At 36.7% G+C, this 26294-nt stretch carries 27 protein-coding genes; 7 read left to right on the forward strand and 20 right to left on the reverse strand.

Annotation, left to right across the window (positions count from 1 at the left end):
- Position 1: 1 nt before the first annotated feature.
- From maeA to rplM, 9 genes are all read right to left on the reverse strand, one after another.
- Positions 2-1642: an NAD-dependent malic enzyme gene (gene maeA, locus ACYQ0O_RS04925; RefSeq protein ID WP_459891187.1), complete on the reverse strand. Its 1641-nt coding sequence runs from the start codon at positions 1640-1642 to the stop codon at positions 2-4.
- A 56-nt stretch (positions 1643-1698) separates the two neighbouring features.
- The gene (locus tag ACYQ0O_RS04930) at positions 1699-2694 is read right to left on the reverse strand and encodes a TRAP transporter substrate-binding protein (RefSeq protein WP_459891189.1); all 996 of its coding nucleotides are present in this window, start codon (positions 2692-2694) and stop codon (positions 1699-1701) included.
- A gap of 43 nt (positions 2695-2737) precedes the next feature.
- Positions 2738-4021: a TRAP transporter large permease gene (locus tag ACYQ0O_RS04935; protein ID WP_459891191.1), complete on the reverse strand. Its 1284-nt coding sequence runs from the start codon at positions 4019-4021 to the stop codon at positions 2738-2740.
- Between the two features lie 11 nt (positions 4022-4032).
- Positions 4033-4545, reverse strand: a complete 513-nt coding sequence (locus ACYQ0O_RS04940; RefSeq protein ID WP_459891193.1) for a TRAP transporter small permease — start codon at positions 4543-4545, stop codon at positions 4033-4035.
- 139 nt (positions 4546-4684) lie between these two features.
- The gene (locus ACYQ0O_RS04945; protein ID WP_459891195.1) at positions 4685-5323 is read right to left on the reverse strand and encodes a response regulator; all 639 of its coding nucleotides are present in this window, start codon (positions 5321-5323) and stop codon (positions 4685-4687) included.
- Positions 5324-5401: 78 nt separating this feature from the next.
- Positions 5402-7810, reverse strand: a complete 2409-nt coding sequence (locus ACYQ0O_RS04950; RefSeq protein WP_459891197.1) for a PAS domain S-box protein — start codon at positions 7808-7810, stop codon at positions 5402-5404.
- 89 nt (positions 7811-7899) lie between these two features.
- Positions 7900-9150, reverse strand: a complete 1251-nt coding sequence (locus tag ACYQ0O_RS04955) for a radical SAM family protein (protein ID WP_459891199.1) — start codon at positions 9148-9150, stop codon at positions 7900-7902.
- A gap of 98 nt (positions 9151-9248) precedes the next feature.
- Positions 9249-9641, reverse strand: coding sequence for a 30S ribosomal protein S9 (gene rpsI, locus ACYQ0O_RS04960; RefSeq protein WP_459891201.1), 393 nt, complete (start codon positions 9639-9641; stop codon positions 9249-9251).
- 25 nt (positions 9642-9666) lie between these two features.
- Positions 9667-10107, reverse strand: a complete 441-nt coding sequence (gene rplM, locus ACYQ0O_RS04965; RefSeq protein ID WP_459891203.1) for a 50S ribosomal protein L13 — start codon at positions 10105-10107, stop codon at positions 9667-9669.
- A gap of 169 nt (positions 10108-10276) precedes the next feature.
- Here rplM and ACYQ0O_RS04970 point away from each other — a divergent pair, with 169 nt between their 5' ends.
- Entirely contained in the window at positions 10277-11518 is a 1242-nt protein-coding gene (locus ACYQ0O_RS04970; RefSeq protein ID WP_459891205.1) for an HD domain-containing protein, read from the forward strand.
- 2 nt (positions 11519-11520) lie between these two features.
- Here ACYQ0O_RS04970 and ACYQ0O_RS04975 read toward each other — a convergent pair whose 3' ends face one another.
- From ACYQ0O_RS04975 to ACYQ0O_RS05025, 11 genes are all read right to left on the reverse strand, one after another.
- The gene (locus ACYQ0O_RS04975; protein WP_459891207.1) at positions 11521-12501 is read right to left on the reverse strand and encodes an HD-GYP domain-containing protein; all 981 of its coding nucleotides are present in this window, start codon (positions 12499-12501) and stop codon (positions 11521-11523) included.
- A gap of 45 nt (positions 12502-12546) precedes the next feature.
- On the reverse strand, positions 12547-13530 hold the full coding sequence (locus tag ACYQ0O_RS04980) for a BtrH N-terminal domain-containing protein (protein ID WP_459891209.1): 984 nt from the start codon (positions 13528-13530) through the stop codon (positions 12547-12549).
- A gap of 1 nt (position 13531) precedes the next feature.
- A complete protein-coding gene (locus ACYQ0O_RS04985) occupies positions 13532-15544 on the reverse strand; it encodes a type IV pilus secretin PilQ (protein WP_459891210.1) in 2013 nt (670 codons plus the stop codon).
- 2 nt (positions 15545-15546) lie between these two features.
- On the reverse strand, positions 15547-16050 hold the full coding sequence (locus tag ACYQ0O_RS04990) for a pilus assembly protein PilP (RefSeq protein ID WP_459891212.1): 504 nt from the start codon (positions 16048-16050) through the stop codon (positions 15547-15549).
- Positions 16050-16664: a type IV pilus inner membrane component PilO gene (locus ACYQ0O_RS04995; RefSeq protein WP_459891214.1), complete on the reverse strand. Its 615-nt coding sequence runs from the start codon at positions 16662-16664 to the stop codon at positions 16050-16052. The genes ACYQ0O_RS04990 and ACYQ0O_RS04995 overlap by 1 nt, the downstream gene beginning before the upstream one ends.
- A complete protein-coding gene (locus ACYQ0O_RS05000) occupies positions 16661-17227 on the reverse strand; it encodes a PilN domain-containing protein (RefSeq protein WP_459891216.1) in 567 nt (188 codons plus the stop codon). Before ACYQ0O_RS05000 ends, ACYQ0O_RS04995 begins: the two co-directional genes overlap by 4 nt.
- 25 nt (positions 17228-17252) lie before the next feature.
- On the reverse strand, positions 17253-18317 hold the full coding sequence (pilM, locus tag ACYQ0O_RS05005; RefSeq protein ID WP_459891218.1) for a type IV pilus assembly protein PilM: 1065 nt from the start codon (positions 18315-18317) through the stop codon (positions 17253-17255).
- A gap of 16 nt (positions 18318-18333) precedes the next feature.
- Positions 18334-18789, reverse strand: a complete 456-nt coding sequence (locus tag ACYQ0O_RS05010) for a universal stress protein (protein WP_075068357.1) — start codon at positions 18787-18789, stop codon at positions 18334-18336.
- A gap of 23 nt (positions 18790-18812) precedes the next feature.
- The gene (gene rfaE2, locus ACYQ0O_RS05015; protein ID WP_459891220.1) at positions 18813-19313 is read right to left on the reverse strand and encodes a D-glycero-beta-D-manno-heptose 1-phosphate adenylyltransferase; all 501 of its coding nucleotides are present in this window, start codon (positions 19311-19313) and stop codon (positions 18813-18815) included.
- Complete coding sequence (hflX, locus tag ACYQ0O_RS05020; protein WP_459891222.1) at positions 19310-20833, reverse strand: GTPase HflX; 1524 nt, start codon at positions 20831-20833, stop codon at positions 19310-19312. The genes rfaE2 and hflX overlap by 4 nt, the downstream gene beginning before the upstream one ends.
- A gap of 209 nt (positions 20834-21042) precedes the next feature.
- On the reverse strand, positions 21043-21636 hold the full coding sequence (locus tag ACYQ0O_RS05025) for an IMP cyclohydrolase (RefSeq protein WP_459891224.1): 594 nt from the start codon (positions 21634-21636) through the stop codon (positions 21043-21045).
- A gap of 145 nt (positions 21637-21781) precedes the next feature.
- Here ACYQ0O_RS05025 and flgB point away from each other — a divergent pair, with 145 nt between their 5' ends.
- Genes flgB through ACYQ0O_RS05055 form a run of 6 tightly spaced genes read left to right on the forward strand, consistent with a single transcriptional unit; the run spans position 21782 to position 26294 of the window.
- Positions 21782-22183, forward strand: a complete 402-nt coding sequence (gene flgB, locus ACYQ0O_RS05030; protein ID WP_459891226.1) for a flagellar basal body rod protein FlgB — start codon at positions 21782-21784, stop codon at positions 22181-22183.
- Entirely contained in the window at positions 22183-22626 is a 444-nt protein-coding gene (flgC, locus tag ACYQ0O_RS05035; protein WP_075068291.1) for a flagellar basal body rod protein FlgC, read from the forward strand. Before flgB ends, flgC begins: the two co-directional genes overlap by 1 nt.
- Positions 22627-22650: 24 nt before the next feature.
- Positions 22651-22962 (forward strand): flagellar hook-basal body complex protein FliE, encoded by a 312-nt coding sequence (fliE, locus tag ACYQ0O_RS05040; RefSeq protein WP_459891228.1) that lies wholly within the window; start codon positions 22651-22653, stop codon positions 22960-22962.
- Positions 22963-22990: 28 nt separating this feature from the next.
- Positions 22991-24583 carry a flagellar basal-body MS-ring/collar protein FliF gene (gene fliF, locus ACYQ0O_RS05045; protein ID WP_459891230.1) on the forward strand — a complete coding sequence of 531 codons (1593 nt, stop codon included), beginning with the start codon at positions 22991-22993 and terminating at the stop codon, positions 24581-24583.
- 6 nt (positions 24584-24589) lie between these two features.
- Positions 24590-25606, forward strand: coding sequence for a flagellar motor switch protein FliG (gene fliG / locus ACYQ0O_RS05050; protein ID WP_075068290.1), 1017 nt, complete (start codon positions 24590-24592; stop codon positions 25604-25606).
- The gene (locus tag ACYQ0O_RS05055; RefSeq protein ID WP_459891232.1) at positions 25593-26294 is read left to right on the forward strand and encodes a FliH/SctL family protein; all 702 of its coding nucleotides are present in this window, start codon (positions 25593-25595) and stop codon (positions 26292-26294) included. Before fliG ends, ACYQ0O_RS05055 begins: the two co-directional genes overlap by 14 nt.

The raw sequence follows: 26294 nt of genomic DNA on the forward strand, positions 1-26294 counted from the left end.
ATTATACATACACCTCGTATCTTGGGTCATACATTAGGGATTTTAAGTGGTTCCTAATTGACTTTGGTCTTGGCAATTTACATAGGTTCAGTTCATATGCGATCTCTGATACCTTACATGCGATTTCAAGGGAAACATCTCTAATTTTTGACAAAGAAGGGTAGACTCGCCCAACTTTTAAGTCGGTTTCTGTCACCTGGCTTGATAGTACTTTAGCTGCTTCAAGGAAAAACACGTCTGGTATCCTCTTTATCATGAATGCAACTGTTGCCAATCCAATTCCCGGGAAGATGTAAACATTGTTGCCCTGACCTGGCCGATATGTTTTTCCCATGTAATCTACTGGTGGAAACGGGCTTCCACTGGCAAAGATTGCCTTTCCTTTGGTACATGAGTAAGCTTCATAGGCAGTACATTCTGATTTTTCCGTTGGATTTGAGAGGGCAAATATTATAGGCCTTTCATTGATTTTGGCCATTGTGGTGAGTACTTTATCAGTAAATGCACCCTTTTGTCCACACACCCCAATTATTGCCGTGGGCTTTAGTTTTTCTATGGCTTCACTGAAGTCAGGTATTTGAGGATGTTCATGGGCAAATTCAGATTTTCTGGGATTTAGTCCCTCTCTTCCCTTTACTATAAGCCCCCTTGAGTCAAAGAACCAACACCTGAGCTTAGCCTCTTGTTCCTTTAAACCCTCTTGTTTTAATGCCTCCACTATAAGTTTTCCTATGCCCAGTCCTGCTTCTCCAGCGCCTAAGAACAGAAATTTTTGTTCCTTTAAGGGTTTTTTAATAATTCTAAGTGCTGCATAAATTCCCCCTAGGGCAACAGCAGCAGTGCCCTGAATGTCGTCATTGAATGTGCACATCTTATCCCTGTATCTTTCAAGTAAAACAAATGCATTTTCATTTCCAAAGTCTTCAAATTGAACCAATACATGGGGGTATTTATTTTTAACAGCGCACATGAATTCATCTATTAATTTATAATATTTTTCACCTCGCCATCTTCTGTGTTGCATTCCAATATATAATGGGTCTTTTAGTAGCTCATCGTTTTCAGTCCCAACGTCAATAACAACAGGAAGACAATAGGCTGGATGAATTCCACCACATACAGTGTATAGAGACAATTTACCTATGGGAATTCCCATGCCATTGGCACCTAAATCACCCAGTCCCAGAATCCTTTCTCCATCTGTTACTACTATTACCCTGACATCCTGATATGGCCAATTATCTAATATTTTTCTAAATTTTCCCTTATACTTAGTTGCAAAATAAAATCCCCTGGGACGTCTATATATGTGTGCATATTCTAAACACGCCTTTCCCACAGTAGGTGTATATATAATGGGAAGTAGTTCTTCTAGGTTTTCCATAACCAACCTTGTAAATAAGGCCTCGTTTCTATCTTGCAAGGATGTGAGGAAGATGTATTTTTCAATGTCTGATGTCTTTTTGTTTAGATTTTCTTTTACACGCATAAGCTGTATCTCTTGTGATACAACCCTTGGGGGTATAAGACCCTCTAAGCAAAATGCTTCTCTCTCTTCATCTGTAAATGCAGTGTCTTTGTTTAAAAGTGAATTTCTAAGCAGTGCGATTCCCTTTGGAAAGGCGCTGATGTCATATTTCATTTTAAATCTCCCTGGGTATTTAATATAGGAGGGCAGCCAATGCTGCCCCCTATTTATTAATCAGCAAGTTCCAATGCCTTTTTGATCCTATCTTTCCCAATTACATCATAAAATTCTGGATAGATTTTCCTCATGGCATCTTCCCATACCTTTCTTTCTTCTGGCGTCAAGTAATGTATTTTTACTTTACCAGATTCTTCAATCTTCTTTAGCTGTTCTTTTTCTAATTGAGCTGCTAATTCCCAATTCTTTTCTGTGGCATCATCTACACACTTTTTGACTATTTTTTTCAAATCCTTTGGTAAGCTGTTCCAGAAAATTTGGTTGGTGACCAGGAGATATCCAAGATATCCATGGTTTGAGATTGTCATATACTTTTGAACTTCATAGAATTTTTTGGTATAGATATTAGAAATAGTGTTTTCCTGACCATCAACAACCCCTTGCTGCAGTGCGCTGTATACTTCAGAAAATGGTAGCACCTGTGGGCTGGCGCCAACTGCTTTAAATTGAGCTTCCAATACCTTTGATGACATTATCCTGAATTTTTTACCTTTAATGTCTTGTGGAAGTCTTATTGGATGATCTTTTAGAGTTAGCTGTTTAAATCCATTGTCCCAAAAGGCCAGACCTACAAGGCCTATCTTTGACACGCTATTTAAGAGTTCTTGACCTACCTTGCTTTTCATAAATTTTTTTAAGTGCTTTCTATCCTTGAACAAGAATGGCAGGTCAAATATTTGGAGTTCTGGAACAAATCCAGTGAACTTGGAAAAGCTAGGACAGGCCATTTGGATGGCATTCATCTTAAGTGCCTCAACTGCTTCCCTATCTCCATAGAGTACTGCATTGGGATAAACCTGTACTTTAACTTTTCCTTTGGTGCGTTCTTCTACTATTTTTTTAAAATACTCAGCAGCCTGACCCTTTGGGGTATCAACAGCTACTACGTGTGAGAATTTGATCACATATGATCTGGCCATACCATAACCAGTCATAAGGCACAGTGCAACCAGGCACAAGGTTAGAGTTAGTAAAGTTTTTTTAATCATGTTACCATCCTCCTAATGTTTTGATGTTTATTATTAAAATATACTAGTTACCATATATCAAATGGGGCAAAAATAGGGATATCTGTGGAACATAAGTAACTATAATAAGGCCAATTAACAGGGCAAAAAACCAGGGCATTGAGGCCTTTATGGTCTCTTGGAGTGAAAGACCAGAAATACCGCTGGCCACAAAGAGATTGAGTCCCACAGGTGGAGTCAGCATTCCAATTTCCATATTTACTGTTATTACAACTCCAAGGTGGATTGGGTCAATTCCCAATTTAACGGCTATGGGAAAGATCAAAGGAGCAAGTATCATAATAAGGGAAGTGGGCTCCATGAAGTTCCCACCCAGTAGTAATAAGACATTAACAAACACCAAGAAATAGTATTTATTTAAATTTAAGCTAATTATCCAATTTGTCAAATCTTGAGGTATTTGTTGGGTAGTTAAAAAGTAAGCAAAGATCATGGCATTGGCAATTATGAACATGATCATTGCAGCAGTTGTAGCAGATGACTTTATTACCTGGGGAATATCTTTCCATGTTAGATCTTTATATATAAATGTTGATACAAAAAATGCATATACAGCAGATACAGCTGCGGCTTCAGTAGGGGTAAAAAGGCCTCCATATATCCCTCCAATCACTATAATTATTACCATAAGTCCCCAGATAGCTTCTTTAAATGAACTCCATATCTCCTTTAAAGGAGCCATTTTGGTCTTTCTCCTTCCACTTTTTCTGGCTGCAATGTATGTGACCAACATGAGCATTCCACCTAAGAATATAGCAGGAATAACCCCTGCCATAAATAGCTCCCCAATGGATTGATCCACAGTCACTCCATACACTATGAGTACAATTGACGGGGGCATTAATATTCCAAGGGAGCCTGCACATGCTATTGATCCCACAGAAAAGGGTTCACTATAACCGTCTTCTTTTATTGACCCCATCATAAGGGATCCTATTGCAGCAACTGTGGCTGGAGATGAGCCACTTACTGCAGCAAAAATAACACATGCAAAGATAGCTGACATTGGCAGTCCACCGGGGAGATGGCCAACCAATGAGCGTGCGAACCTTATTATCCTCTTTGCTGTCCCTCCATGTGACAAGAAATTTCCCATTAATACAAATAAGGGAATGGCCATAAGTGCATATTTGTCAATTGAGCCAAAGAGCTTTTGGGCAACTAACATTGGTGGGTCATAAGTAAATGCGAGTATGCAAATAATAGTGGACATTCCCAGGGCAACTGCAATAGGTATCCCAATTATAAGAAAGAAAAACAAAAGTCCAAAAAGTACAGCAGCTTCCATGGATTTTCTCCTTATTCTTCTTTCATTATTCTGTCATATTCAAATTCATGAACAGGGGTTTTAAGGGTTATAACTAATTTATATAAAACCTGATATGTGGAGATTATCAGGGAGATTGGTACACAGAGATAGATGATCCAAAAGGGGATTCTAAGATCAATATCTATTTGTTTTAAGTTGATACTAAATTTAATGAAATCAATTCCCCATTTGGTGAAACACGTTAAAAATATCAGAATAATCACGAGGTTGAAGCAGAGGAGCCATTTACCAAATTTGGGAGGAATACTCTGGATCAAAAATGTGACCCCAATGTGCATCCCGGTCCTAAAACCATAAGCTGCTCCAAATAGTGCTGACCATATAAAAAGATAAGAAGTGAGCGCCCCAGCCCAGGAAAGGGAAGCGCCAAAGGCATACCTTAAAATGACGTTGATAAAGGCTACAATAGTGGCAACAGACATACAAATGGTCATTACAGTGATGCTAAATACAGAAATAGCTTGGTCCAGTTTTTTAAACATTGTTATGCTCCTAAAACTTAACTATTTATATATATCGCTATTTTGGAGATAAACTACATTTTTTTGAGAAAAATGAAAGTGGAATATTTTGTATTTATCTGTAAGAAATTTTCTTACACAATGGATGGGTAGAGGTGGGTTATATTAGTTTGTGTTGCATTGCAAATCTGGATATATCGGCATTATTTCTTAGATTTAGTTTTTTCAGGATCCTGTGTCTATAGGTGTCTATTGTCTTGACACTTAGATTATAGGCCCTGGCAATTTCCTTGTTTGTTTGACCTTGGGCTATTCTCTTTAACACCTGAAGCTCTCTTGTGGATAAAATATCTAGTGGGGACGATCCCGTTCCCTTAGATATCTTCAATGCTATAATTTCTGCCACATCTCCAGGAAGGTACCTCTTTCCAGAATATATTCGTCTAATGGCAGATACCAACTCATCTGCAACACTTTTTTTAGTGAGATAGCCCATGGCCCCAGCCTCAATTGTCCTGAATATATACTGTTCTTCTTCGTGCATTGTAAGTACAAGTACTGAAATTTCAGGTGCTTGTTCCTTTAATATGTTTATTACTTCTAGACCATCATATCCTGGCATGGTTATATCCAATATCAATATATTGGGTTTTAGTTGTAAGGCCAATTCCACAGCCTTTTTCCCATCCAGTGCATGGCCTATAACCTCCATGTCATCACATTCATCTATAATCCTTTTTAATCCTTCGATGACTATTAGATGATCATCAGCTATAAGTATCTTTATCTTGTTGTCCATTTTTTCTTCACTTTTTTTACTAAAGATGTATCTTCTGTCAGTTTCTATAACAGTTTCTGTCCATCTGACACCTGGTTTTTATACTGGGAAAATTCCAATGACTTTTGTTCCCCAACTGGCCTTGGATTTTATTATTATTTCACCCCCAATAAGCTCAGCCCTCTCCTGCATTCCCATAAGTCCAAAGCTGGTTCCCTTTTCTCTTTTCTGGTTTATATCAAAACCAATCCCATCATCCCCAACTTTTAAAATTACATTGCCATTTTTGGCCTTTAATATTACTGAAATTTTATTAGCTCTTGCATGTCTCACTGCATTTGTAATGGCTTCTTGGGCTATCCTGTATATGGCAATGGCCTTAACACTATCTAAATGTGGAATGTGATTTTTTTTGTAAGTATAGATTATATTAGTTCTTTTTTCAAAGTCTGAAATGAGGGATTCAACGGACTCCTCTAAACCAAGATGGTCAATGGAACCAGGTCTAAGTTGAAAGGCAAGGCTCCTTACTTCATCTATGGTCTTGTTAATCAAATCCTGCATACCAGCTATTCTCTTTTTATACTCACTTTCTTCACCTAGTTTCCTCTTGAGCCATGAAACATCCATATTTAGCACAGTCAAGATCTGTCCCAATTCATCGTGTAATTCTTTTGATATCCTTTCCCTTTCCATTTCCTGGTTTTTAATTATGTTCCTTGATAGTTCTTTTAATTTTTTCTGGGTCCTTTCAAGTTCAGTAATATCCGTTGAGATGGCACATATCCCCTGAACTTGATTTCCCTCTGTAAATATGGGGAATCTCATTGTGAAAAATGTATAAGACTTGCCATCCTTTTCTATGATTTCTTTTGTTTTAAGGGGTTTTTTGGTTTCTAATACTTCTTTGTCTTTTGCTTCAAAGTCCATGAAAATTGGGTTGTCTGAAATAAGTGATCCCCTTATGCCCACTAGTTGGTTATTGGATGTATTGAAAAAGCGTTCAAATCCTGGGTTTACCAGCTTAAATTCCAGTTTTGAATTTTTTAGATAGATCATTGAAGGGGAATATTTTAAGATGGATGAAATCTCCTGGGTCCTTTGTCTTACCAGTTTTTCCAATTTCTTTGAATAGGCACTTAGTTTTTTCTTGGTCTCCCTTAGCTCCCGTTGTTCTTTAAGCCGTTCTGTAACATCAACAGATATTGCCAGTGTCTCAATCACTTTATTTTTATTATCTTTGATCCCGTAACACGAGAGCAATATATCCATTACTTCACCATTTTTCTTGACAAACTGATAGTGAATGTTTTTTGCCTTTCCAATTTTGAAAAAATTGGGGAGGATTTTCTCTTCTGCCAGCTTCCTGGACTCTTCTGTAAAAAAGGATGTGAGTTTTTTCCCAATTACCTCGTCTCTGGTGTATCCTGTTAAATCCAGCCAGTAGTCACTTACCCTAAGTAGTCTATATTCCCTATCAATTGAGTGGAGCATGGCAGGTGTATTGTTATAAATAGACCGGTATTTTTCTTCGCTTTCCCTGAGTTTTTTTTCAATATTTTCCCTTTCCCTGAGTTCCTTTTGGGCTACATGGGCAAGGACGTATACCAAAACAGCAATTATAATGAGTATCATAACAATAAAAGGTCCTGCCACCTGGAGGATTGGTTTGTGGACCATATTTAAGATCTGTCTTTCATCTAATAGATAGATAAGCCTCCATCCTGGGAAAAAGTCAGCGGCCCTCTCAAAGACCAGATATTTGTTGCCAGAGACATCAAAGGCTATGTCTTTTTTAAATCTAAATCCACTATAGAGCCAGGGTCCATTGCCCATTTGGCGAGTTTTTTTGATTTTATATATGGTGTTGTTGTCTAAGTAGTGGGTGGTAAAAAATATCCATTCTTTTTTGTTGGAAATAAATATGATTCCATCGGGATTAACGAAGAAAAAGATGCCAGGGAATTTTGACAAAAACCTTGATTCCAGAAAATCAACAGATGCCTTTATTATCACTACCCCAGATGGTTTTTTACCTCCATCAAGATACACTGGATATGAAAAATAGATTCCCCTTTTTTTGGATGTTGTTCCCAGGGCAGGGTAGGTTGTTGGATTGCCCAAAATTGCATTTTTAAAATATGGTCTAAAGGAAAAATTTTTACCAACAAAAGAACTTGGTGAATTTCTATTGCTAGAGGCAATGGTGATTCCCTTTTTGTCCATGATATAACAGACGTCTATGTTGAAATAGAGGGAAAATACATCCAATACCTTATTAACATTATTTAGATTGTTTTTTGTTGGACTTTTTACACAGTTTTTAATTTCACTTAGGTTTGCTAGGACTTGTGATGCATGTCTGTATTGGTTGAAAAAAAGAGAGATGTCTTTGTTTACATTATTTATTGCAGTAATACACTGATTTTTAACTTCTTTTATAAGGGAGGAGCGAAGTTTAAGGTAATATAGTCCACTTCCAATTATAGAGAGTAGTAAAGATAGCAAAGAAAGACTTATTATGATTATGCGTAGTTTTCGGTAATTGTATTTTTCTTTGGTTGAAAAAAATTTGTTTAAAATTTTCACAGGTCATCTTAACCTATATAGGGATTGAAATATCCAAATCTTATCCATGGACAATTTTTTTTCAACCTCTTTTTAAAGTTTAAAAGTCCCATGCTGGGAGATAGATCTTCTTGAATTGATAAATAGATATCAGGGTCTAGATTTAGGTTTCTCAACTGTATAAAATCGAGTTTGGTGTCTTCAATTAGGCCTAAAAGGAAATTTAGCTCAGACTCTGTATCTGTAACTCCAGGGAAATAGAGTAGGTTTATTGAAACAAAAAGGCCTAAAGATTTGGCCAACTTAATGGTGGATTTCACGTCTTTAAACCCAAACCCCCTTGGTCTATAGTATTTTTGGTACAGTGTTTCATTTGCGCTGTTTAGGCTCACCCTAATTGAGGAGAGCCCTGCCTTTTTTAGATATTCAATGGACTCTGTTATCGACCCATTGGTGTTAATATTTATAGTGCCCTTGCCTCCTTTTTTTCTGTACACGAAAATTGCCTTTTCTATTGTCTTCCATTGAGTCAAGGGCTCTCCCTCACATCCCTGTCCAAATGAAAAAATAGGTTGTTTTTCCCTTGATGCATGCTCTTCCATTACCTCACAAATTTCAGATGGAGTAGGGGTGAAGGTTATTCTCTCTTGCGTTGCAGGGATCTTAGATTCTTCTGGTTGTTTGGATATGCACCCAATACACCTTGCATTGCATGTTCTTGATGTAGGCAAAGGGGCTTCAAACCTTCCCAGTGCAAGATTCCTGGCAGCAGGGCAACAATAAGTAAGGGCACATTTTGTAAGGTGGGATATGAGCCTGTTATCTGGATATTTTTTAAGGAGTCTTTTGGCCCCAAGGCCTATTTTTTTTTGTGGAATGTTTTTAAAAACCTGTCTTTTGTCGTTATCTACTTTTTTTGCACAAACATAAAATCTTCCATTGCAAAAACCAACAGCACCATATGCAAATAAGGGAAGTGGCCATGCATCTTCTTGCTTTTTGTATGCACAAACTCCAGTTAAGGTGTATCCTGGACATACAAATGCAGACACAGCAAATCTGTCAGTTACCTCCACATCCCCTGTATCAGGGTCAAGACCCATAGCATATCTATCTGGGAGAAAAAATATATTTGATTCTGGGGGAAGGGGAATTAGTTCGTTTGGTCTTGGCAATGCCAATTCCACACCCCTTTTACATACCATTAAGAGATGTGGGTCATCATATATGTTGCCATTTGAGTCGGCATACAGAAGCCTTGGTTGGATTTTATTGTCCATTTTTGAAAATGTCTAATGGTGGCGGGAAAATATAAATAAAAGGGAGCCCCTGGACTCCCTTTTTTGAACATATAATTTTTCTGTACAAGAAAACAGCATTAACGTTTTGAAAACTGGAATTTTTTCCTGGCCTTTGGTTGACCGTATTTTTTTCTCTCTTTTACTCTGGCATCTCTAGTTATAAAGCCTGCTGATTTTAGAGGTCTTCTCAGCTCTGGATCATATTCCATCAATGCCCTGCTAATTCCATGTCTAATTGCCTCTGCCTGGCCAGATATTCCACCACCTATAACATTTACCTTTATATCAAATTTTCCTTCTAAATTTAAAAGCTTAAGTGGTTGATTGATTATCATTCTCAGGGTTTCCCTTGGAAAATACTCTTCAACTGGCCTTCCGTTGACCTCTATCTTTCCTGTGCCAGGATATAATCTTGTTCGAGCAATTGCTGTTTTCCTCTTCCCTGTACCATAGAAAAAGTCTTGGCTCATATGTCATTCTCCAATTTAATTGTTTTTAGTCCAATACAGTGGGATTTTGTGCTCCATGGGGATGATTTGGACCTGGATAAATCTTTAATTTTTTTAATTGCTTTCTCGCCAACCTGTTTTTTGGTAACATCCCTTTTACTGCATTGTAAATTACCCTTTCAGGCTTTTTTTGCAATAACTTTTGTAAGGTGATTTCTTTAATCCCCCCTGGATAACCAGAGTGGTGATAATATTTTTTTTGCTCTAGCTTTCTACCTGTGACCTTAACCTTGTCTGCGTTAATAACAATTATAAAGTCTCCATTGTCCACATGGGGGGTATAGTCTGGTTTATGTTTCCCCCTAAGCCTGACAGCTATCTTTGTTGCCAGTCTACCCAAAACCTGACCTGAAGCATCAATCACATACCACTTTCTTTGGTCTAGAGCTTTTTCCCTTGGAAGACTGTAGGTTTTAAATTGACTCATCTTGGGCTCCTCGTTTGATTTTCTATTCTATATTGTGTTGCTCTTGAACAGAAAAAGTATCTATAGCCCCATAGAAATTCCTTGTCAAGGGATAATTGAATTGACTTTTTTATGTTCAATTATTTATGTGTGTTAAAGAGAGATAATAAAAAAAATAAGGAGTAAGTGCATGTCTACTATAAGAAAAAGCCTTTTACAACTTATTTTTTCTGGATCATTTATGCGGAGGTGGAATGACAAATTAAGGCCATTTGAACTATGGGAAGTGGACAAACAGGCCCATAAAATGATTATTGCCTGGGTACTTTTTTGTTTAAATTCCAAAACTATGTCCAATGAGGAAAAGAGGGAATTGGCCCTTTTGGTAATTGAAGGCGGGATATTCGAATATCTATATAGGCTAATTATTACAGATATAAAGCCTCCAATATTTTATAAGATAAAGTCAAATCCAGTTCATTACAAACAACTTACAGATTGGGTGTTTGAAAACTTGGATCCAAAACTAAGACCCATTGGCGAAGATTTTTGGAATAAGTTTAAGTCTTATTTTCTGGAAGATAAAAAAACCCTTGCTAAAGATATTCTCTTAAGTGCACATCTTTGTGCCAGCCAATGGGAATTCAACCTACTTAAGGATTTAAATAAATGGGATGAGGAAATAGATGAGATAGATAAAAATTTTATTTCCCAATTAAAGGGTTTAGCACATGTCAATGGGGTGGATGAAATAATAGATGAGGGTCCATCGCCCTTAAAAAATTTTATATTCCAATGTGGACAACTCCGATTTCAAAAAAGGTGGTCTCAGACACCCAGGATACCTGAGACCTCAGTGCTGGGACACATGTTTATTGTGGCATGTTATGCCTATTTTTTTACACTCTCCATGGGTGGATGTAGGTCTATGGCCATAAATAATTTTTTTAGTGGGTTGTTTCATGATCTTCCAGAGCTTTTGACACGGGACATAATATCCCCTGTAAAGAGATCCGTTAGAAAAATTGGGGATTTTATTAAGGAATATGAAACAACAGAGTTGGAGAGACGAATATTTAAAGTTCTTGAGGGTGGTGGGTATAAATTTGTTGCAGAGGAGCTCAGGTATTTACTTGGAATTGAGGTAGGTTCAGAGTTTTTACCGGTAATTCGCATAAATAACGAGACCAAGGAAGTTACCTGGGACATGTTGTATGAAAGATATAACCACGATGTGTATGATCCAAAGGACGGTGAAACCTTAAAGGTATGTGATAATATGGCCGCATTTATAGAGGCATATACTGCCCTGAAAAATGGCATTGCCTCTGATCACCTGCAACAGGCTGTTTGGCGCATAAGGATGGATTTTAACCAGTATTCCCTGGGCAGTAGATTACATGTTGGGAGCCTTCTTGCGGATTTCGATTAAAATTAAAGCCTTACAATTATAGTGAGGAGTCCATTTACTAGTTTTGAGTCAAATTTTTCAGATTGCTGAGAGAGATATTGTACTATTTTCTTTATTGTGTCACTATTAATCTTTTTGAGGGAGCATAGAATTTCGTTGAAAGCAGAACCAATTGCTGCAATCCTGCCACCAAGACTGAGATCATTTCCAGATAGTCCCTGGGGAAAACCAGAACCATCTAGACGTTCACAATGCTCCAAGACACATTGGAGGGAAATTTTCTTTTTTATTCCATGGTTATTTAATATCTTTGCCCCAATTAAAGGGTATTGTTTGTATTGTATCTCTTCATCCCTGGAGAGATTTTTTTTATTTATTAAGTGGGGAGGTAACTTTGTTTTACCTATGTACACCATGGGTAGCCCTACAACAAGAGAATATAAAATTTTATCCTCAATTTCCCCTTCATAGCTTCTAAGATAAGCACCAAGACCTACAAATAACACATTTGTTGCCTGTATCCACAACTTATCTGAAGGCCTGACCCTACTAATTAGTCTCACCACCTTGTGAGGGTCATTTTTAAGGTACTGAGCAACCACCATTAAATTTGGTAATATGTTTTCAAGAATAAGTTTAACCGGCTGGAGATAAAAGAGTTTAAGGTTTTCAGGAATACCCCTCCATAGGATCTCTGCCACCTCTGGTTCACGTAAGTTTGTGTCCTGTAGAATTAGATCTAACTGTTTGCTAATGTGTTTAGAATATATTGGGAAGTCCGATCTTGCCACAAAGATATTCCCTCTTTTGCACAAGGTAAATAGCTCTTCCTGTTTTTCTTTTGAAAGCCTATCCCCTTTTTTTGCGTATAACTGGAGGTCATTAACTTTTTCATTAAAATAATATAGGTTAATAGGAGGTCTAAACTTAGGAAAACTTTCAAGCACAGGTACAGTCACTTGATAAAACTCTTCAGAAATTGTTTGATTGGGAAGAATTTTCATATCTTATCCAAGACATTTTAAATGATATAGTGGTTTTAAAATTTTTTAGTGAAACAATTTAACCACCTGTAAATGATAGTTGTACTCAAGGTCCCTTATTTCACATAAGTGTGGTCCAAGGCCTTCAAAAGAAGGTCTCCTTTTTTCAGAGACTTCCTTTAATAAGTATGCCAACTCACGCCACTTATTTCCGATTTTTGCCATTAATTTGGGCAATCCTTTTTCTTTTATTTCGGGAAAATAAGAAGATACCTCATCTAAAAATTCAGAATACATAAGCCTAAATGCTCCACCACCTGTGCCTCTTTTCTCTATAATTTGATAGGTAAATCTTGCACACCACCTCCAGTCTTCATAGTCTGCCCACTCCTTATATTCTTGGATCCAGGTATCAAGGGCACTTATACCACTGTATGGTGATTTGTTGTTAAGTATTTCATAACTATTATTATACATGGAATTTTTTATTGCTTCTTTTATATCCTCTCCAATAACAATTTGTTCTGGGCCAAATTGGTTTCCCTTACCATTGAAAAAGCCTTTAAAAAACATTGCATGTTGAAGGTCTTTAAAGCCCACTTTAAGTAAATCCTTTTTTTCTGTATCTGATAAGAAAAATATCATTTCGCTATCATCATATCCCCACACAACCACTGCGTGCCCTGGAAAATGTGTTGATGAATTAAAATAGGGAAGATAATAGATGTCAGTTTGAATCAAAATTGGCACGTTTTTGTCTATTTTTTTTATAAGTGCCTTGGTGGAATCCTGGGGGTGTTCAAATTGTTCCCAGGCAAATGGAATTTTAAGGTTTTTAAAAAAATTAGACTCAATTGAGTAACATCTACCGTGGAATAAAACAGTAGGAGCATCTGGAATGTCTTTTAAATACCAGATACCCAAACCTTGACCAATACCAAAGCACATGGGCTCACTTAGACATACCCCGTGAAATTCCATCAGGTCTCTCAGGGCACTGCTGCCACAATGTCTCCCTGGTCTATGACAGAACCTTACTATCTTCTCCATCTTAGTTTTTCAGGATTTTTGGCCTAATAAAGATTAATAACTCCCTTTTTTCATGACTCTTATATCTATTTTTAAATATATTTCCAATTATAGGAATTTTTGACAAACCAGGCACACGATCTTGTTCTCTAGACTCGCTTACCCTCTGCACCCCGCCAATTACGATTGTCTCCCCATCCTTGACCATGAGTTTTGTCTTTGCGGACTTAGTCTCGATGTCTTCTCCTCCGCCAACAGGACTGTCGTCAGATATGGTTATATCTAAAATTAGATTATTGTCAGGCGTAATTTGAGGTAGTACCGAGAGTTTGAGGACTGCGTCTTGATATTGTGTGGTTGTACCACCACTTTCTGATTCGGTCTTTGTGGCAATTTTAGTTCCTTGCATAACTTCTGCCTGGTGGTTATTTAAAGTAATTATTCTTGGGGATGAGATGGTATTCACCTTCCCCTCACTTTCTCCAAGGGATAATTGGGCGTCCAGGGTAAAGAAATCAGAGCCTGCGATTTTGGAGATGTATCCTCCAATTCCCAGGGTAGTTCCAGCAATATTGGGGAGATTAATTGCAAAACCGCTAGGCGATACTGCTGAAGAGGCAGTAGTGTCACCTTCCGTGCCATAAATACCTAGGTCAAATTTTGGACTTGTTGCCCCTGATTTTTTAAAACCTCCTCCCCACTTGATACCAAGTCCCCTTTGAAAGGACTCTGTTGCATATACCACCCTGGCCTCTATTAGGACCTGTCTCTCAGGTCGATCTAATTTCTTGAGCACCCTTTGAACCTTGTCCACAGCCTCTTTTGTATCTGATATAATCAATTGATTTGTGCGAGTGTCGTAGCTTATTGTTCCCCGTTTTGTTAGAAATTTTTCCAATTTTGGAGAGACCTCTGCTGCGGTTGTGTAATTTACCTTTAAATAACGGGTAATAAGTGGCTCTAATTGCTTTTTTTGCTCCATGGTTCTTCTGGCGATTTCCTGTTCTTGCTGTATTTTTGATATGGGTGCAATTCTAATGATGTTTCCCTGTTTTACCATACCAAGATTTTTTTGCAGTAGCACTAAATCCAACACCTGATCCCACGGCACATTTTTTAGTTGTAATGTAATAGTTCCTTTTACCTTTTCATCAAAAATTATATTAAATCCACCAACACTAGCAAGTAATCTTAGGACATGTTTTATATCTGCATCCTGCAGATCTATTGATATTAGATGTCCAGTATATTTTTTTTTCATTCCAGGAAGTAAGGTGGAATTTTCTTCTTCAGTGGTACTATTTTGAAATGTATTATTTTGTTTGTTTTGCTTAACTTCTGCATATGCTGTTTTTAGTGGCGGTACGACTATTTGAAAATATTCTGTAGTAGTTGAAATGTTTAGTGGCTGTCTATGGAAAAAGGTCAGATGGATAACTCCTCCATTTGGTGTATTTTCTACAAATATGTTTTTAACACTGGATTTAAATTCTACTAAGTCGTATATCTTTACCATAGACTGGGGGATCCAGGTCGTTGGCAGCAATATATCTAATGAATTATTATCTTTCGTTTCTAGTGTATAATTTACCTTTCCATGGAATTTTAATTTAATATATAGATTATTTTCTTCATCTTTAGTAAATTTTATATCTTGAAGGATAATTTTTTTGTTTTCAATCTTCTTTTTTACAAAAAGTAAATTCAATATACCCTTATCCCTTGAAACGAGATATTGGATTTTGTCCTTTAAATAAAGGTTTATGGATTTAATTTGCCCATCTGTATGAATAAAGTCTATCTTTTTAATTACGCTATTTTCAGGGATATTGGGCTTATTTATTTCTTTCAATCCAGGTGTCAGTGTTATTTTAAATAGAGGATATTTGTACTGGATATCAAAAGTTTGGTTATCTAATAGGGTAATATTTATCCTGTCCTGCCCGCTATTGCTGGTAATATTAAAGGTTTTTGCGTTGGCATAGGGCGAAGTTAATAAGATAAGGACAACTATTTGAATTAAGATTTTTTTCATTTCTACTCTCCCTCTTTCTTATGTAATTTCAATACGATTTTTTTATTTTTTGTCCCATATATATCGGTAATAGGCTCAAATATAATAACTTGATTTTTCAAAATACTTTCCACATATGCTCCGTTTTGTCCCACATATGTACCTACCTTTAAAATATATCCCTTTTTATCTGGCAACTCCACAAGGGCCATAGGGGGAATTTTTTTGTCCTTTGAATAGAGTATACCAATTAGCCTTAATTGAGTTGGATCTATCTTTTGTAGTGGACCAAGATTTTTGACTCCCTTATTTTTGAGGGATTGCCCAGTTTTTTTTGCCTTGATAAAAGGCACAAAGGGATCAGGAAGGTTTTTTGAGTCGTATTTAAAAGGTTTTGGATATATCCAATCTGGTATTTGTTCTTCATCTTTAGTGGAATTTCCCTGTACTGATGCTTCTAATTGTCCAAGAAAAAATGGTGTAATAAATATCATTAATAATATGGTGATAAGGCCCTTTTTAAACATTACCTTTTCCTTCTTTTTCTCTTATTTTTTTGTCTTGCCTGGAGTTCTTTTTCAGTCAAAGATCTGTATATATAGAGTTTACAGTTTGCAGTAACCATCTGGTTTCTTTGAGGTCTAAAGGAAACTGAATCAAGGGTTACAAGTCTATTTAGATTGGATATGTGGGAAAAGAACAACATGAGATTTGGGAAATATCCCATAATCTTCAAAGTCAATCGTCTTTTTGCATAAAAGTCTGCAACTACCTCTTGACCAGGTTGAAACAATAAAAATTCAACTCCAACATCGTTTCCAAGGGTTTCTATATTTGCTAACAAATTTTCTATTTCCACAGTGGAATCTGGAAGCAGCTTTTTTGCATAATAAAATATCCTCTGCTTGTCTTTTACCTCCACTTCAAGCTTTTTGAGTCTGGAGATTTTTTTACGATTTATGACTATTAGACGGTTCAAATTTTCTATATCCCTCATGAGATAGTTTATTTGTTCATTTTTTGGCTTAAAAACAAAATACCAATAACTTGTTAGCATAATGGCAATTAAAACAAAAAATGCAATTATTCTGTATTTTCTTGGATACTTCTCTATTTTTTCAATTAGCTCTTTTGTTTTCATTTGGGTCTTTCATCCATATTTTTTTGAGTTTGAATTCGAAAACTAAATGACACTAAATCATAACCCATTATTTTTTTCTTTGCTGATTTCTTGAGGTAAACTTCTTTTGTGTATTTTGAACTTCTCAATCTTTTAATGTATTGGGCCAGGACCTGGTTATCCAATGCAACTCCTGATATATCTATATTTCCACTGGAAGATAGATTTAAAGAAGTAAACCACAATTTGTCTTTGATAAAATTCCTCACCAATTCATTTAAGTATATAACAGGCATGTTTTGATTTTTTCTTATTTCCTTTATTACTCTTATTTTATGACTTAATAATTTTAATTGATTTTTGTAATTATTTACTATTTTTACTTTTCTGATCAATATCCTGTGTAAACTTTGTTTTTGAGCTTTTATCTTGGTCAATTCATCTATGTGAGCATTAATATTAGTATTTATAAAAAACAATAAAATGGCTACTAACAGTAATACAAAAATATAGATGCCAAATTCAAGTTCAATAGAGAATTCCCGTCTTCTCTTTTTATAAGGGTATAAATTTATTTTTATCATTTATATCCTGCCTTATATTTTCCCTTTATATGAAATTCCTAATGGCCAGGCCAGTGGCAACGGCAAATTGTGGACCAATTGATTTTACGTATTCTAGATCAAAATTTGCAATAGGTATGTCCATTTTTTTAAATGGATTTAAAAAGTTAACATTTTTTCCCAGGTGTTCTTCTATTACTTCTGTTAATCTTGGTGCTAAAGATCCCCCCCCTGACAGATAGATATTTTGAACATCTTTATCTTCTGGATAATTTGAAAGATGAAAATATATCATTTTCTGGATTTCATCGATCCAAGTTAGGTATAAATCTTCCATCTTTTGATATACCAAGATTTTTTCTTTTGGATCTAGTCCACTAAATCTATTTATTTTAATCTTTTCACATTCGTAAAAATTCTTATTTGTCACCTGCTTTACTATATCTGTTAATTGGTCTCCACCCAAACTCACGTCCCTGATAAGTAGCGGAGCGCCATTTGAATAAACGCAAAATATCGTGTTTACTCCTCCAATGTCCAGTAAATATGTTGTATCAGAAATAAACTCAGGATAGTTGTATTCAAAACAATTGCACAGGGCAAATCCTTCAACATCTATTCCTTCTATTACGAAATTTGAACCCTCTATAAAGTCCTTTAATTCATTTACTACATTTTTTTTACTGGCAACTAAAAAGTAATCTTTATTTCTATCATTACTCTCTGAATTATTTATTATAAAATAATCCATATATACATTTTCTATATCAAAGGGGATGTGTTCTTTTGCATGTTTCTTTATTGTTTGTTCAATCTCGTCTTCTTTTTTTTCCTCTATTTTGGGCAGGTTTAGTCTTTTAATAATTACAGAGTGCCCGGCCAGGGAGAGACTTACCTCTTTATCCTTGAGGGACAGGGAATTTAAAAGGGTTTTAATTTTTGCCCTTAATTTATTTTTGTCTTCTTGTTCCTCTTTCTTTAAAAATGCCCTTCCAAATCTATCCAGTTCTAATTTTTGTCCCTTTTTTTCGAGCCTCACAGTCTTTATCCACTTGCTGCCAATATCCAGACCCAGCCCCACCTTTTTTTTTGATAACTGGAAAAAGCCCATGAAATTTGCCCCTAGACTATTTATTTTTAGGTCTAATAGTTAATACTGGAATATTTGAACTTTTTACTACCTTTTCAGCTACAGATCCAAAGAGAATCCTATCTATCCCCTTTCTCCCATGGGTTCCCATAACAATTAGATCTATATTATTTTCTTTTGAGTAATTAATTATTTCTTCTGCAGCATAACCAGTTATTACCTTCCCAGAAACTTTAGGGTTGTCAGCAAAATTCTCTTTAATGAATTTTTCCATGGTCTCTTCTGCGCCCTGAATTATCTCCCCCACAAAATTTTCAATTGAGCTGGGTGATATTTGAAACCCTACATATTGGGATAGGGTAGGAGCAACGTATATAATATCTAAGTCTGCATCAAAGGCTTGCTGTAGTGTTACGGCATAACTGACTAATTCCTTTGAATATTCAGCAAAATCTACTGCACATAATATTCTTTTTATCTCTTTTTTTTCCATAAATCCCCCTTTTTGACCAATTTTTAATTCTTGCAATATCTATTAATTATACGTTGTATAATTTTGCTTGTGGAATATCCCGACAAAAAATGAGCGCTTATTACTTTCCCACCATAGGTTGTAACAATGTCGTACCCAACAATTTCACTTTCTTTCCAATCGCCACCCTTTATTAATACATGAGGCCTTATACATTTTATAAGGTCATAAGGGGTTTCTTCATTGAAGAGGATAACATAATTTACAGATTCTAAAGCTGCTAGACAAATTGCCCTATCCATTTCACTGTTAATGGGCCTGTTTTCCCCCTTTAATTTTTTAACCGAATCATCACTATTTAGTCCCACAACCAGGATGTCTCCAAATGTTTTTGCAAGCTGTAGGTATTCAATGTGCCCCCTATGCAATATGTCAAAACATCCATTGGTGAATACAACACGTTTGTTTTGTAAAGAGCTTTTTTTTATTTCCATAAATTCTTTCAACGACCTTATTTTGGATATTAAGGGATTTAACTTGTTCATGTCAATATATGATCCTCTTTTTCGCAATATTTTGATTCATTGTCTATAAAATTTTGCCTTGTAGGTAGTGTTCTCAGGATTGTCTGAACTAACATGTCCAGATTTTCTTTTTCAATGGCAGAGATAAAAACGCCATGTGGGAACATATTTTGTAATCTTACTTTTTTCTCATAATCTATTTTGTCTATTTTGTTTAATACAAGTATTTCTGGAATATCTATTAAATTCATTTCCATTAATATTTCTCTTACAGCCATTATTTGCTCTTCAACATTTTCATGGGATGCATCTGCTACATGGAGAATTATATCTGCCATATGAAGTTCTTCTAGGGTGGCCATGAATGCTTCTTTGAGTTTTTGGGGCATGTACCGCACAAATCCAACAGTATCTGTTATGATGACTTCCCGTTCATTTGGAAAACGAATCCTTCTAGATGTTGGGTCCAATGTGGCAAACAATTTATCAGCAGTATATATGTCACTCTTGGTAAGGACATTTAAAAGTGTTGACTTCCCAACATTTGTATAGCCAACCAAAGAAACAATTGGGAGCCCTGCCTTTTGTCTCCTAAGCCTCTTGTGGGCCCTTTGGCTCTTTATTTTTTCCAGTTCCTTTTTTAACTTGGTCTTTTTCTCCCGGATCCTTCTCCTATCCATCTCAAGTTTGGTCTCCCCAGGTCCTCTTCCTCCAATTCCACCGGTAAGTCTGCTCATGGCCCTATTTTTACCAACCAACCTGGGTAAAGTGTATTCTAATTGTGCCAGCTCCACCTGAAATTTACCGGCTTTGCTCTTTGCGTGTTGTGCAAAGATGTCCAGGATAAGTTGAGTCCTGTCTATTATCTTTCTGTCAGTTAATTTAGCCAGATTATTAATCTGTGATGGGGTTAGTTCCCTATCAAATATTAATACATTGGCATCTGTTTGAAGACATAATACCTCAAGCTCAGCCAGTTTTCCCTTACCAAGAATATACTGGGGATTAATGGAGTTAACACGTTGTATTAGATGTCCACAAATCTCCACACCAGCTGTTTTTGCCAGCTCAGACAATTCTTTTAAGGATTTTTCCTGGATATCTTTGGGGGATGTGTCTACACTAACCAAAAGGGCCCTTTCCCTTTTTTTTGAAGAAATTCCATTAGCTATGTTTCTTGAGAGCTCTTCTTCTATTGCCTGTATGGTGCTCTTGAGATTAATTTTATCAGTATCCCATGGTAGGATTTGAGACAAATAATAAGGTTTGTTTTCCTTTTTAGCTGGAACTATATGGGCCCACTGAAATTTTTCTGGGCCACCATGTTCCCCAACCATTAAAACACCTATGCTGTCTAATTTCAAAAAAATGAGGTCCATTAAATCGTCTTGGGTGAGGGGGGTCCTTCCCCTGTGGGTATGAAGTAGCCTTATACCTTTAAGTCTTCCTGTTTTTGTCCTGATTCTTCCCAATTCTGGTATTACAATTTTATCACTATCCCCAACTATAACCTTTAGTACTAAGCCCCTTCTGTCAATCAAAAGACCAATCTGTCTTTTGGTCTCAAAGGTGAGTTCTGCAAGCTCCCAGGCCTGTTCCTTTGTGTAGGGAAGGTCCTGTGGATATTTCCTTTGATAGAGCTTTTCCAGTCTTTTTATTAAGCTTTTTGGAAGTCCTGTGTCATTTCCATAAATTTTAAATCCTATGGTTCCACCTCCTAAATATGTTTTTTGGGGAAAATCCCCCGTGGTTATTGTCCTGACAGGGTCTCACAGATCATTTTGTCGTAGTTGGCAGTTATGCAAAAAGTCCTGGCAGCCATTTTTCTTCTTAAAGATAGTGAAACAGAAAAGTCTTTATCCTTTAATTCCTTGATTATCTCTTTATAAAAAGATGGATCAGGGACAACTGCTATGCTGTGATAATTTTTGGCTGCCGCACGAAGCAGGGTAGGACCACCAATATCTATCTGCTCAATTAAATCCTTGTCCTTGAGCCCTTGTTTTAGGGCACCTTCAAAATTGTATAAATTTACACATATTAAATCAAAGGGTTTTATGTTTAAGTTATTCAATGTTTCAATATGCTCCTTGTTGTCCTTATCTGCCAACACCCCAGCATGGATGTGGGGATGAAGGGTTTTTACCCTCCCATTTAATATTTCAGGAAATTTTGTAACATCGCTAACAGATGTTATCTTAAGCCCTGCTTGTTCCAATTTTTTTTTGGTCCCTCCAGTGGATACAATTTCCACTCCTCCCTTTATTAAAAAACTTGCAAACTCCACTAAATTAGATTTGTCAGTTACGCTAATAAGTGCCCTTTTAATTTTTAAAAGGTCCATGATGTTCTCCTTTTGTTTGAGAATTTTTATTGGTCTTTTATTTTGTCAAATCATTTATTTCTTAGCAACTATAAATTTTTTACCACTTAATTTTTTGGAATATAAGTTGCATTTTTTATAAAAACTTCCTTCAAAGGAGAACATCATGAAGGGATTATTTGAAGAACCCATTGATCTAATAAAAAAAGTAATGGATCTCAGGCTGATTCGTCAAAATATTGTCGCCAGTAATTTGGCCAACATAGAAAATCCCCATTACAAAGCCAGGCGGATAAAGTTTGAAGAAAAGCTCCAAGAGGTGTTAAATTTAAAAGACACAGCCCAATTGGCAAAATCAAATCCCAATCACTTTCCCAATAATATAACAGCTGAGCCAGATTTCTACAAAGAATTGGAGATAAGGGTTGTTGAAGGAGAAGATGCAGTTAATTTAGACAAAGAGATGGCAATTGAGGCCAAGAATGTCCTTGCCTACAATACACTTACTACCGTAATGAGAAAAGAATTTGAAATGCTCCAACAGGTAATATCAGAAGGAGGTAAATAATGTCACTTAATTTCATGACAGCATTAGATATTGCAGCTTCAGGGCTAAGCGCCCAGAGGACCAATCTAAATGTCATTTCCATGAACCTTGCTAATATTAATACCACCAGGACTCCTGAAGGAGGCCCTTATAAGAAGAAGACTGTAATTTTTCAAGCTGCCCCAATTAAATGGCCTTTTGATAATCTTATGGCATCAAGGATAGAAAGGGAAGTTAAAGGGGTTAAGGTAAATAGGATCGTAGAGGATAATAAATCTTTTAAAAAGGTTTATGATCCAAACCATCCAGATGCAGATAAGGATGGTTATGTGTTGTATCCAGATATAAATCCTGTAGAGGAAATGGCCAAAATGCTTACTTCCCTGAGAAGTTATGAGGCAAATCTTTCCACCATTAGTTCCATTAAGACCATGTTAAATAGGGCCCTTGATATAGGCAGGTAACAAAATTTTTAAGGGGGGATTAAAATGGCAATAAATTCAATTGCCCAGGCCGCTTATTTATCCAATCTCAGGGATAAGGATTTAATTGAGCAGGGATCTAGGAATGTTGGTTCATCTAATTCATTTAAGAGTACTGTGGAAGAATCCCTGAAAAAAGTTAATGAATTACAGTTAGAAAAGGACAAGATGATAGAAGAATTTGCTGTTGGTAAAAATGAAAATGTCCACGAGGTGATGATTGCCCTGCAAAAGGCAGATGTTGCAATTAAGCTCACATCTGCTGTACGGAATAAGGTTATAGAGGCATATAAGCAACTTATAAACATGCCCTTATAGTTTGAATTTTTATAGGAGGCCAACATAGATGGCGAATTTGTTGACTAGCTGGAGTGAAAAAATAAAAGACTTATGGGAAAAGGGGACCCTCCCTCAAAGGGTGTTGGCAATTGGGGTAGTTATATCCCTCACTATTGTATTTATAATGCTACTATATTTCTTAAATAGGGAAGAATATGGGGTCTTGTATTCCAATCTTAAGCAAGAGGATTCTGCAGCAGTTGTGGAATTTTTGAAAAACAAGAAGGTCAAATATAAGTTAAAGGATGGTGGTTCCACTATTTTAGTCCCTAAAGATATGGTCTATGATTTAAGACTGGAAATAGCAGGCCAGGGGGTTTTGAGCAAAGGTACTGTGGGGTTTGAGATCTTTGCAAAATCTTCCCTTGGACAGACAGACTTTATACAGCGGATAAATTATCAGAGGGCCCTTCAGGGAGAGTTAGAGAGGACCATTCTATCCATACCTGAAATTCAAGGTTGTAGGGTTCACCTGGTATTACCTTCAAGGTCTCTGTTTGTTGAAGAACAATCTCCTGCCTCTGCATCTATTTTAGTTCAATTAAAAAGGGGGCGGGAACTCTCAAAAGAACAGGTAAAGAGTATTGTAAATCTTGTGTCAACAGCAGTGTCTGGACTGAAGCCAGAAAATATTACCTTAATAGATTCAAGGGGTGAGCTATTAAATAGACCATCCATTGCAGGAGAAAATAGTGGTTTAACCAGTACTCAGATGGAATATAAACTGAATTTAGAAAGGACCTTGGCAAATAGGGTCAGGAATTTGCTTCTTCCTGTTGTTGGTCCTGGAAAGGTAATAGCCCAGGTAAATGTTGACCTTGATTTAAGCGAGCAGAATATTTATAAAGAATCTTATGATCCAGATACAACAGTGGTTCGCAGTGAACAAAAGGTAAAAGAATCTTCAAAAGGTGTTACCCAGGCCGAGTCTTCAAAGGCCGGTGTTCAATACCAAAAGACTGGAGGCGGGACCGCAACCAGTGAAGAATCCCAGAGGTCACAACAGACCATAAATTATGAGATAAACAAGGAAGAAAGAAAGATATTCATACCAAAAGGCCAGATTGCGCATTTGACTGTGGCAGTTTTGGTTGATGGCCTGTATAAAACAGGAAAAGACGGGAAAAAGATTTTTGTCCCAAGGCCTAAGGAAGAGTTGGATAAGATAAAGGAGTTGGTGAAAAACGCAGTAGGCATAAACCCAAAAAGGGGAGATAGTGTAGAGGTAGTATCCATGCAATTTACTCCACTGGAAATTGGTGGGCCAAGCTTTTGGCAGGTGTTACTTGATTATCTTGCTAAGTTTTTGACTCCGATTTTAAATAGTGTAGTGATTCTGCTTTTCCTCCTCCTTGTAGTAAGACCTGTTGTCCTGTCAATCATAAAACCCAAGGTAGAAGAAGAAACTGCTGAATTAGAAGAGCTGCCTGAGGCAGAAGAGGAAAAAACGCCACAGCTTACAGAAGAAGAGCTAGCAGCATTGGAAGCCAAAAAGCCCTTTGATGAACTAAAACAAAAGGCTGCCACTATATTGGATAAACACTCAGATGAGGCAGTTTTTATAATAAAGAATTGGATGCGCGATGAGGTGAGGAGATAGATAGATATGGAAGAGATCAAGGATCCAAAAGACCTAACAGGGGTTCAAAAGACAGCAATTCTCCTTTTAGCACTAGGGGATGAATATGTGCAAAAGATATTTAAAGAACTTGAAAGGGAGGAGATCGTAAAGGTTTCAAGGGCAATGGTTGAATTAGAAACAGTTCCCCAGGAAATAGTGGAGGCGGTGTTATCAGAATTCAATGAGGCCTTTTTATCGGGCAAGAGGATGCTAGTTGGAGGTCCATCGCAAGCAAAAAGGATTTTATCTAAGGCCCTGGACGGAGAAAGTGTTGAAGACATAATGAAGAGATTGGAATATGACTACAAGCCACCTCCTTTTAGGGGACTGGAAAACTACAGTCCTAGTATAATGGCCCAGATTTTATCCAATGAACATCCCCAGACATTGGCACTAATACTTGGTCATCTTCCTCCCCATCAAGCAGCAGAAGTATTGAAAAATTTGCCTGCTGGGGTCAGGCCAGAGGTGCTGCTGAGACTGGCAAAATTGGAAACTGTTCCCCTGGAGATGCTCTATGAAGTTGACTCTGTGCTAAGGGAACAATTGGAGGCAATGGGTGGCGAAGGTCAAAAAGTTGGCGGAGTTCAGGCAGTGGCAGAGATACTAAACGCCACAGAGCGTTCCATAGAAGAGGAAGTGCTTTCAGAGATAGAAACTGAATCACCTCAGATGGCCGAGGAAATCAGAGAACTCATGTTTGTCTTTGAAGACATTAAAAACCTAGATGATCGTTCCATTAGAGAGCTATTAAAGGAGATTTCCAATGAAGATCTTACAATGGCACTAAAAGGAGCCTCTGATGAACTAAAAGAGAAGTTCTTCTCCAATCTATCTGAACGTGCAGCAACAATGATAAAAGAAGACCTGGAGATTATGGGTCCTGTGAGACTATCAGACGTGGAACAGGCCCAGAGGAATATTGTGCGCATTGTAAGACAATTGGAAGCTGAAGGTAGAATAGTACTGGCAGGCAAGGGAGGAGATGATGTCCTCATCTAAGGGGAGAATAATAATTGGCAAAACTGGTCTTGTGATAGATGAAGTGGAATTTTCAAAAAAACACAAAGAGATAGACCTGTGGGACGAAAATACTGAAAAAATATTCCTTGAAAAAATTAAACAAAAGGCTTCCTTTAAGGCATCTAAGATAATAAAGAATGCCCAAGATGATGCAAAAAAAATTAAACAACAAGCTTATGATGAAGGTTATAGAGAAGGGCTGAAAAAGGCAAAAGAGGAGATTGATAGTCTAAAAGTGCAGATGAGAGATAAGTTTCTCTCAATATTGAATTCCATAGAAAGGGAAAAAGAAAATATACTAAAATCCCATATGGATGATATTTTGAATCTAATCTTTGTATCTGTTAATAAAATAACAGGTATTGCATATGTGGAGCACAGAAAGGAAATTTTAGAAGAGCTTCTTAATTCGTGTTTAAATGAAATAAAAGAGTCAAAGACAGTAAAAGTATATGTGTCTAAGGAAGATCTTCCCATGGTGGAAGAGTTAATAGAGCCTTTAAAAGGAAAATATGTTGATATAAAAAATTGGCATCTTTTAACAAGAGACAATATAAAGGCTGGAGAAGTTGTTTTAGATACAGGAGTTGCCAAAGTAACAGATTCTTTTGATAAGAGATATGATATGGTGAAGAAGATTCTACAGGATGTTGAGATAACCGGTTAA

Source organism: Desulfothermus okinawensis JCM 13304, assembly GCF_054654515.1.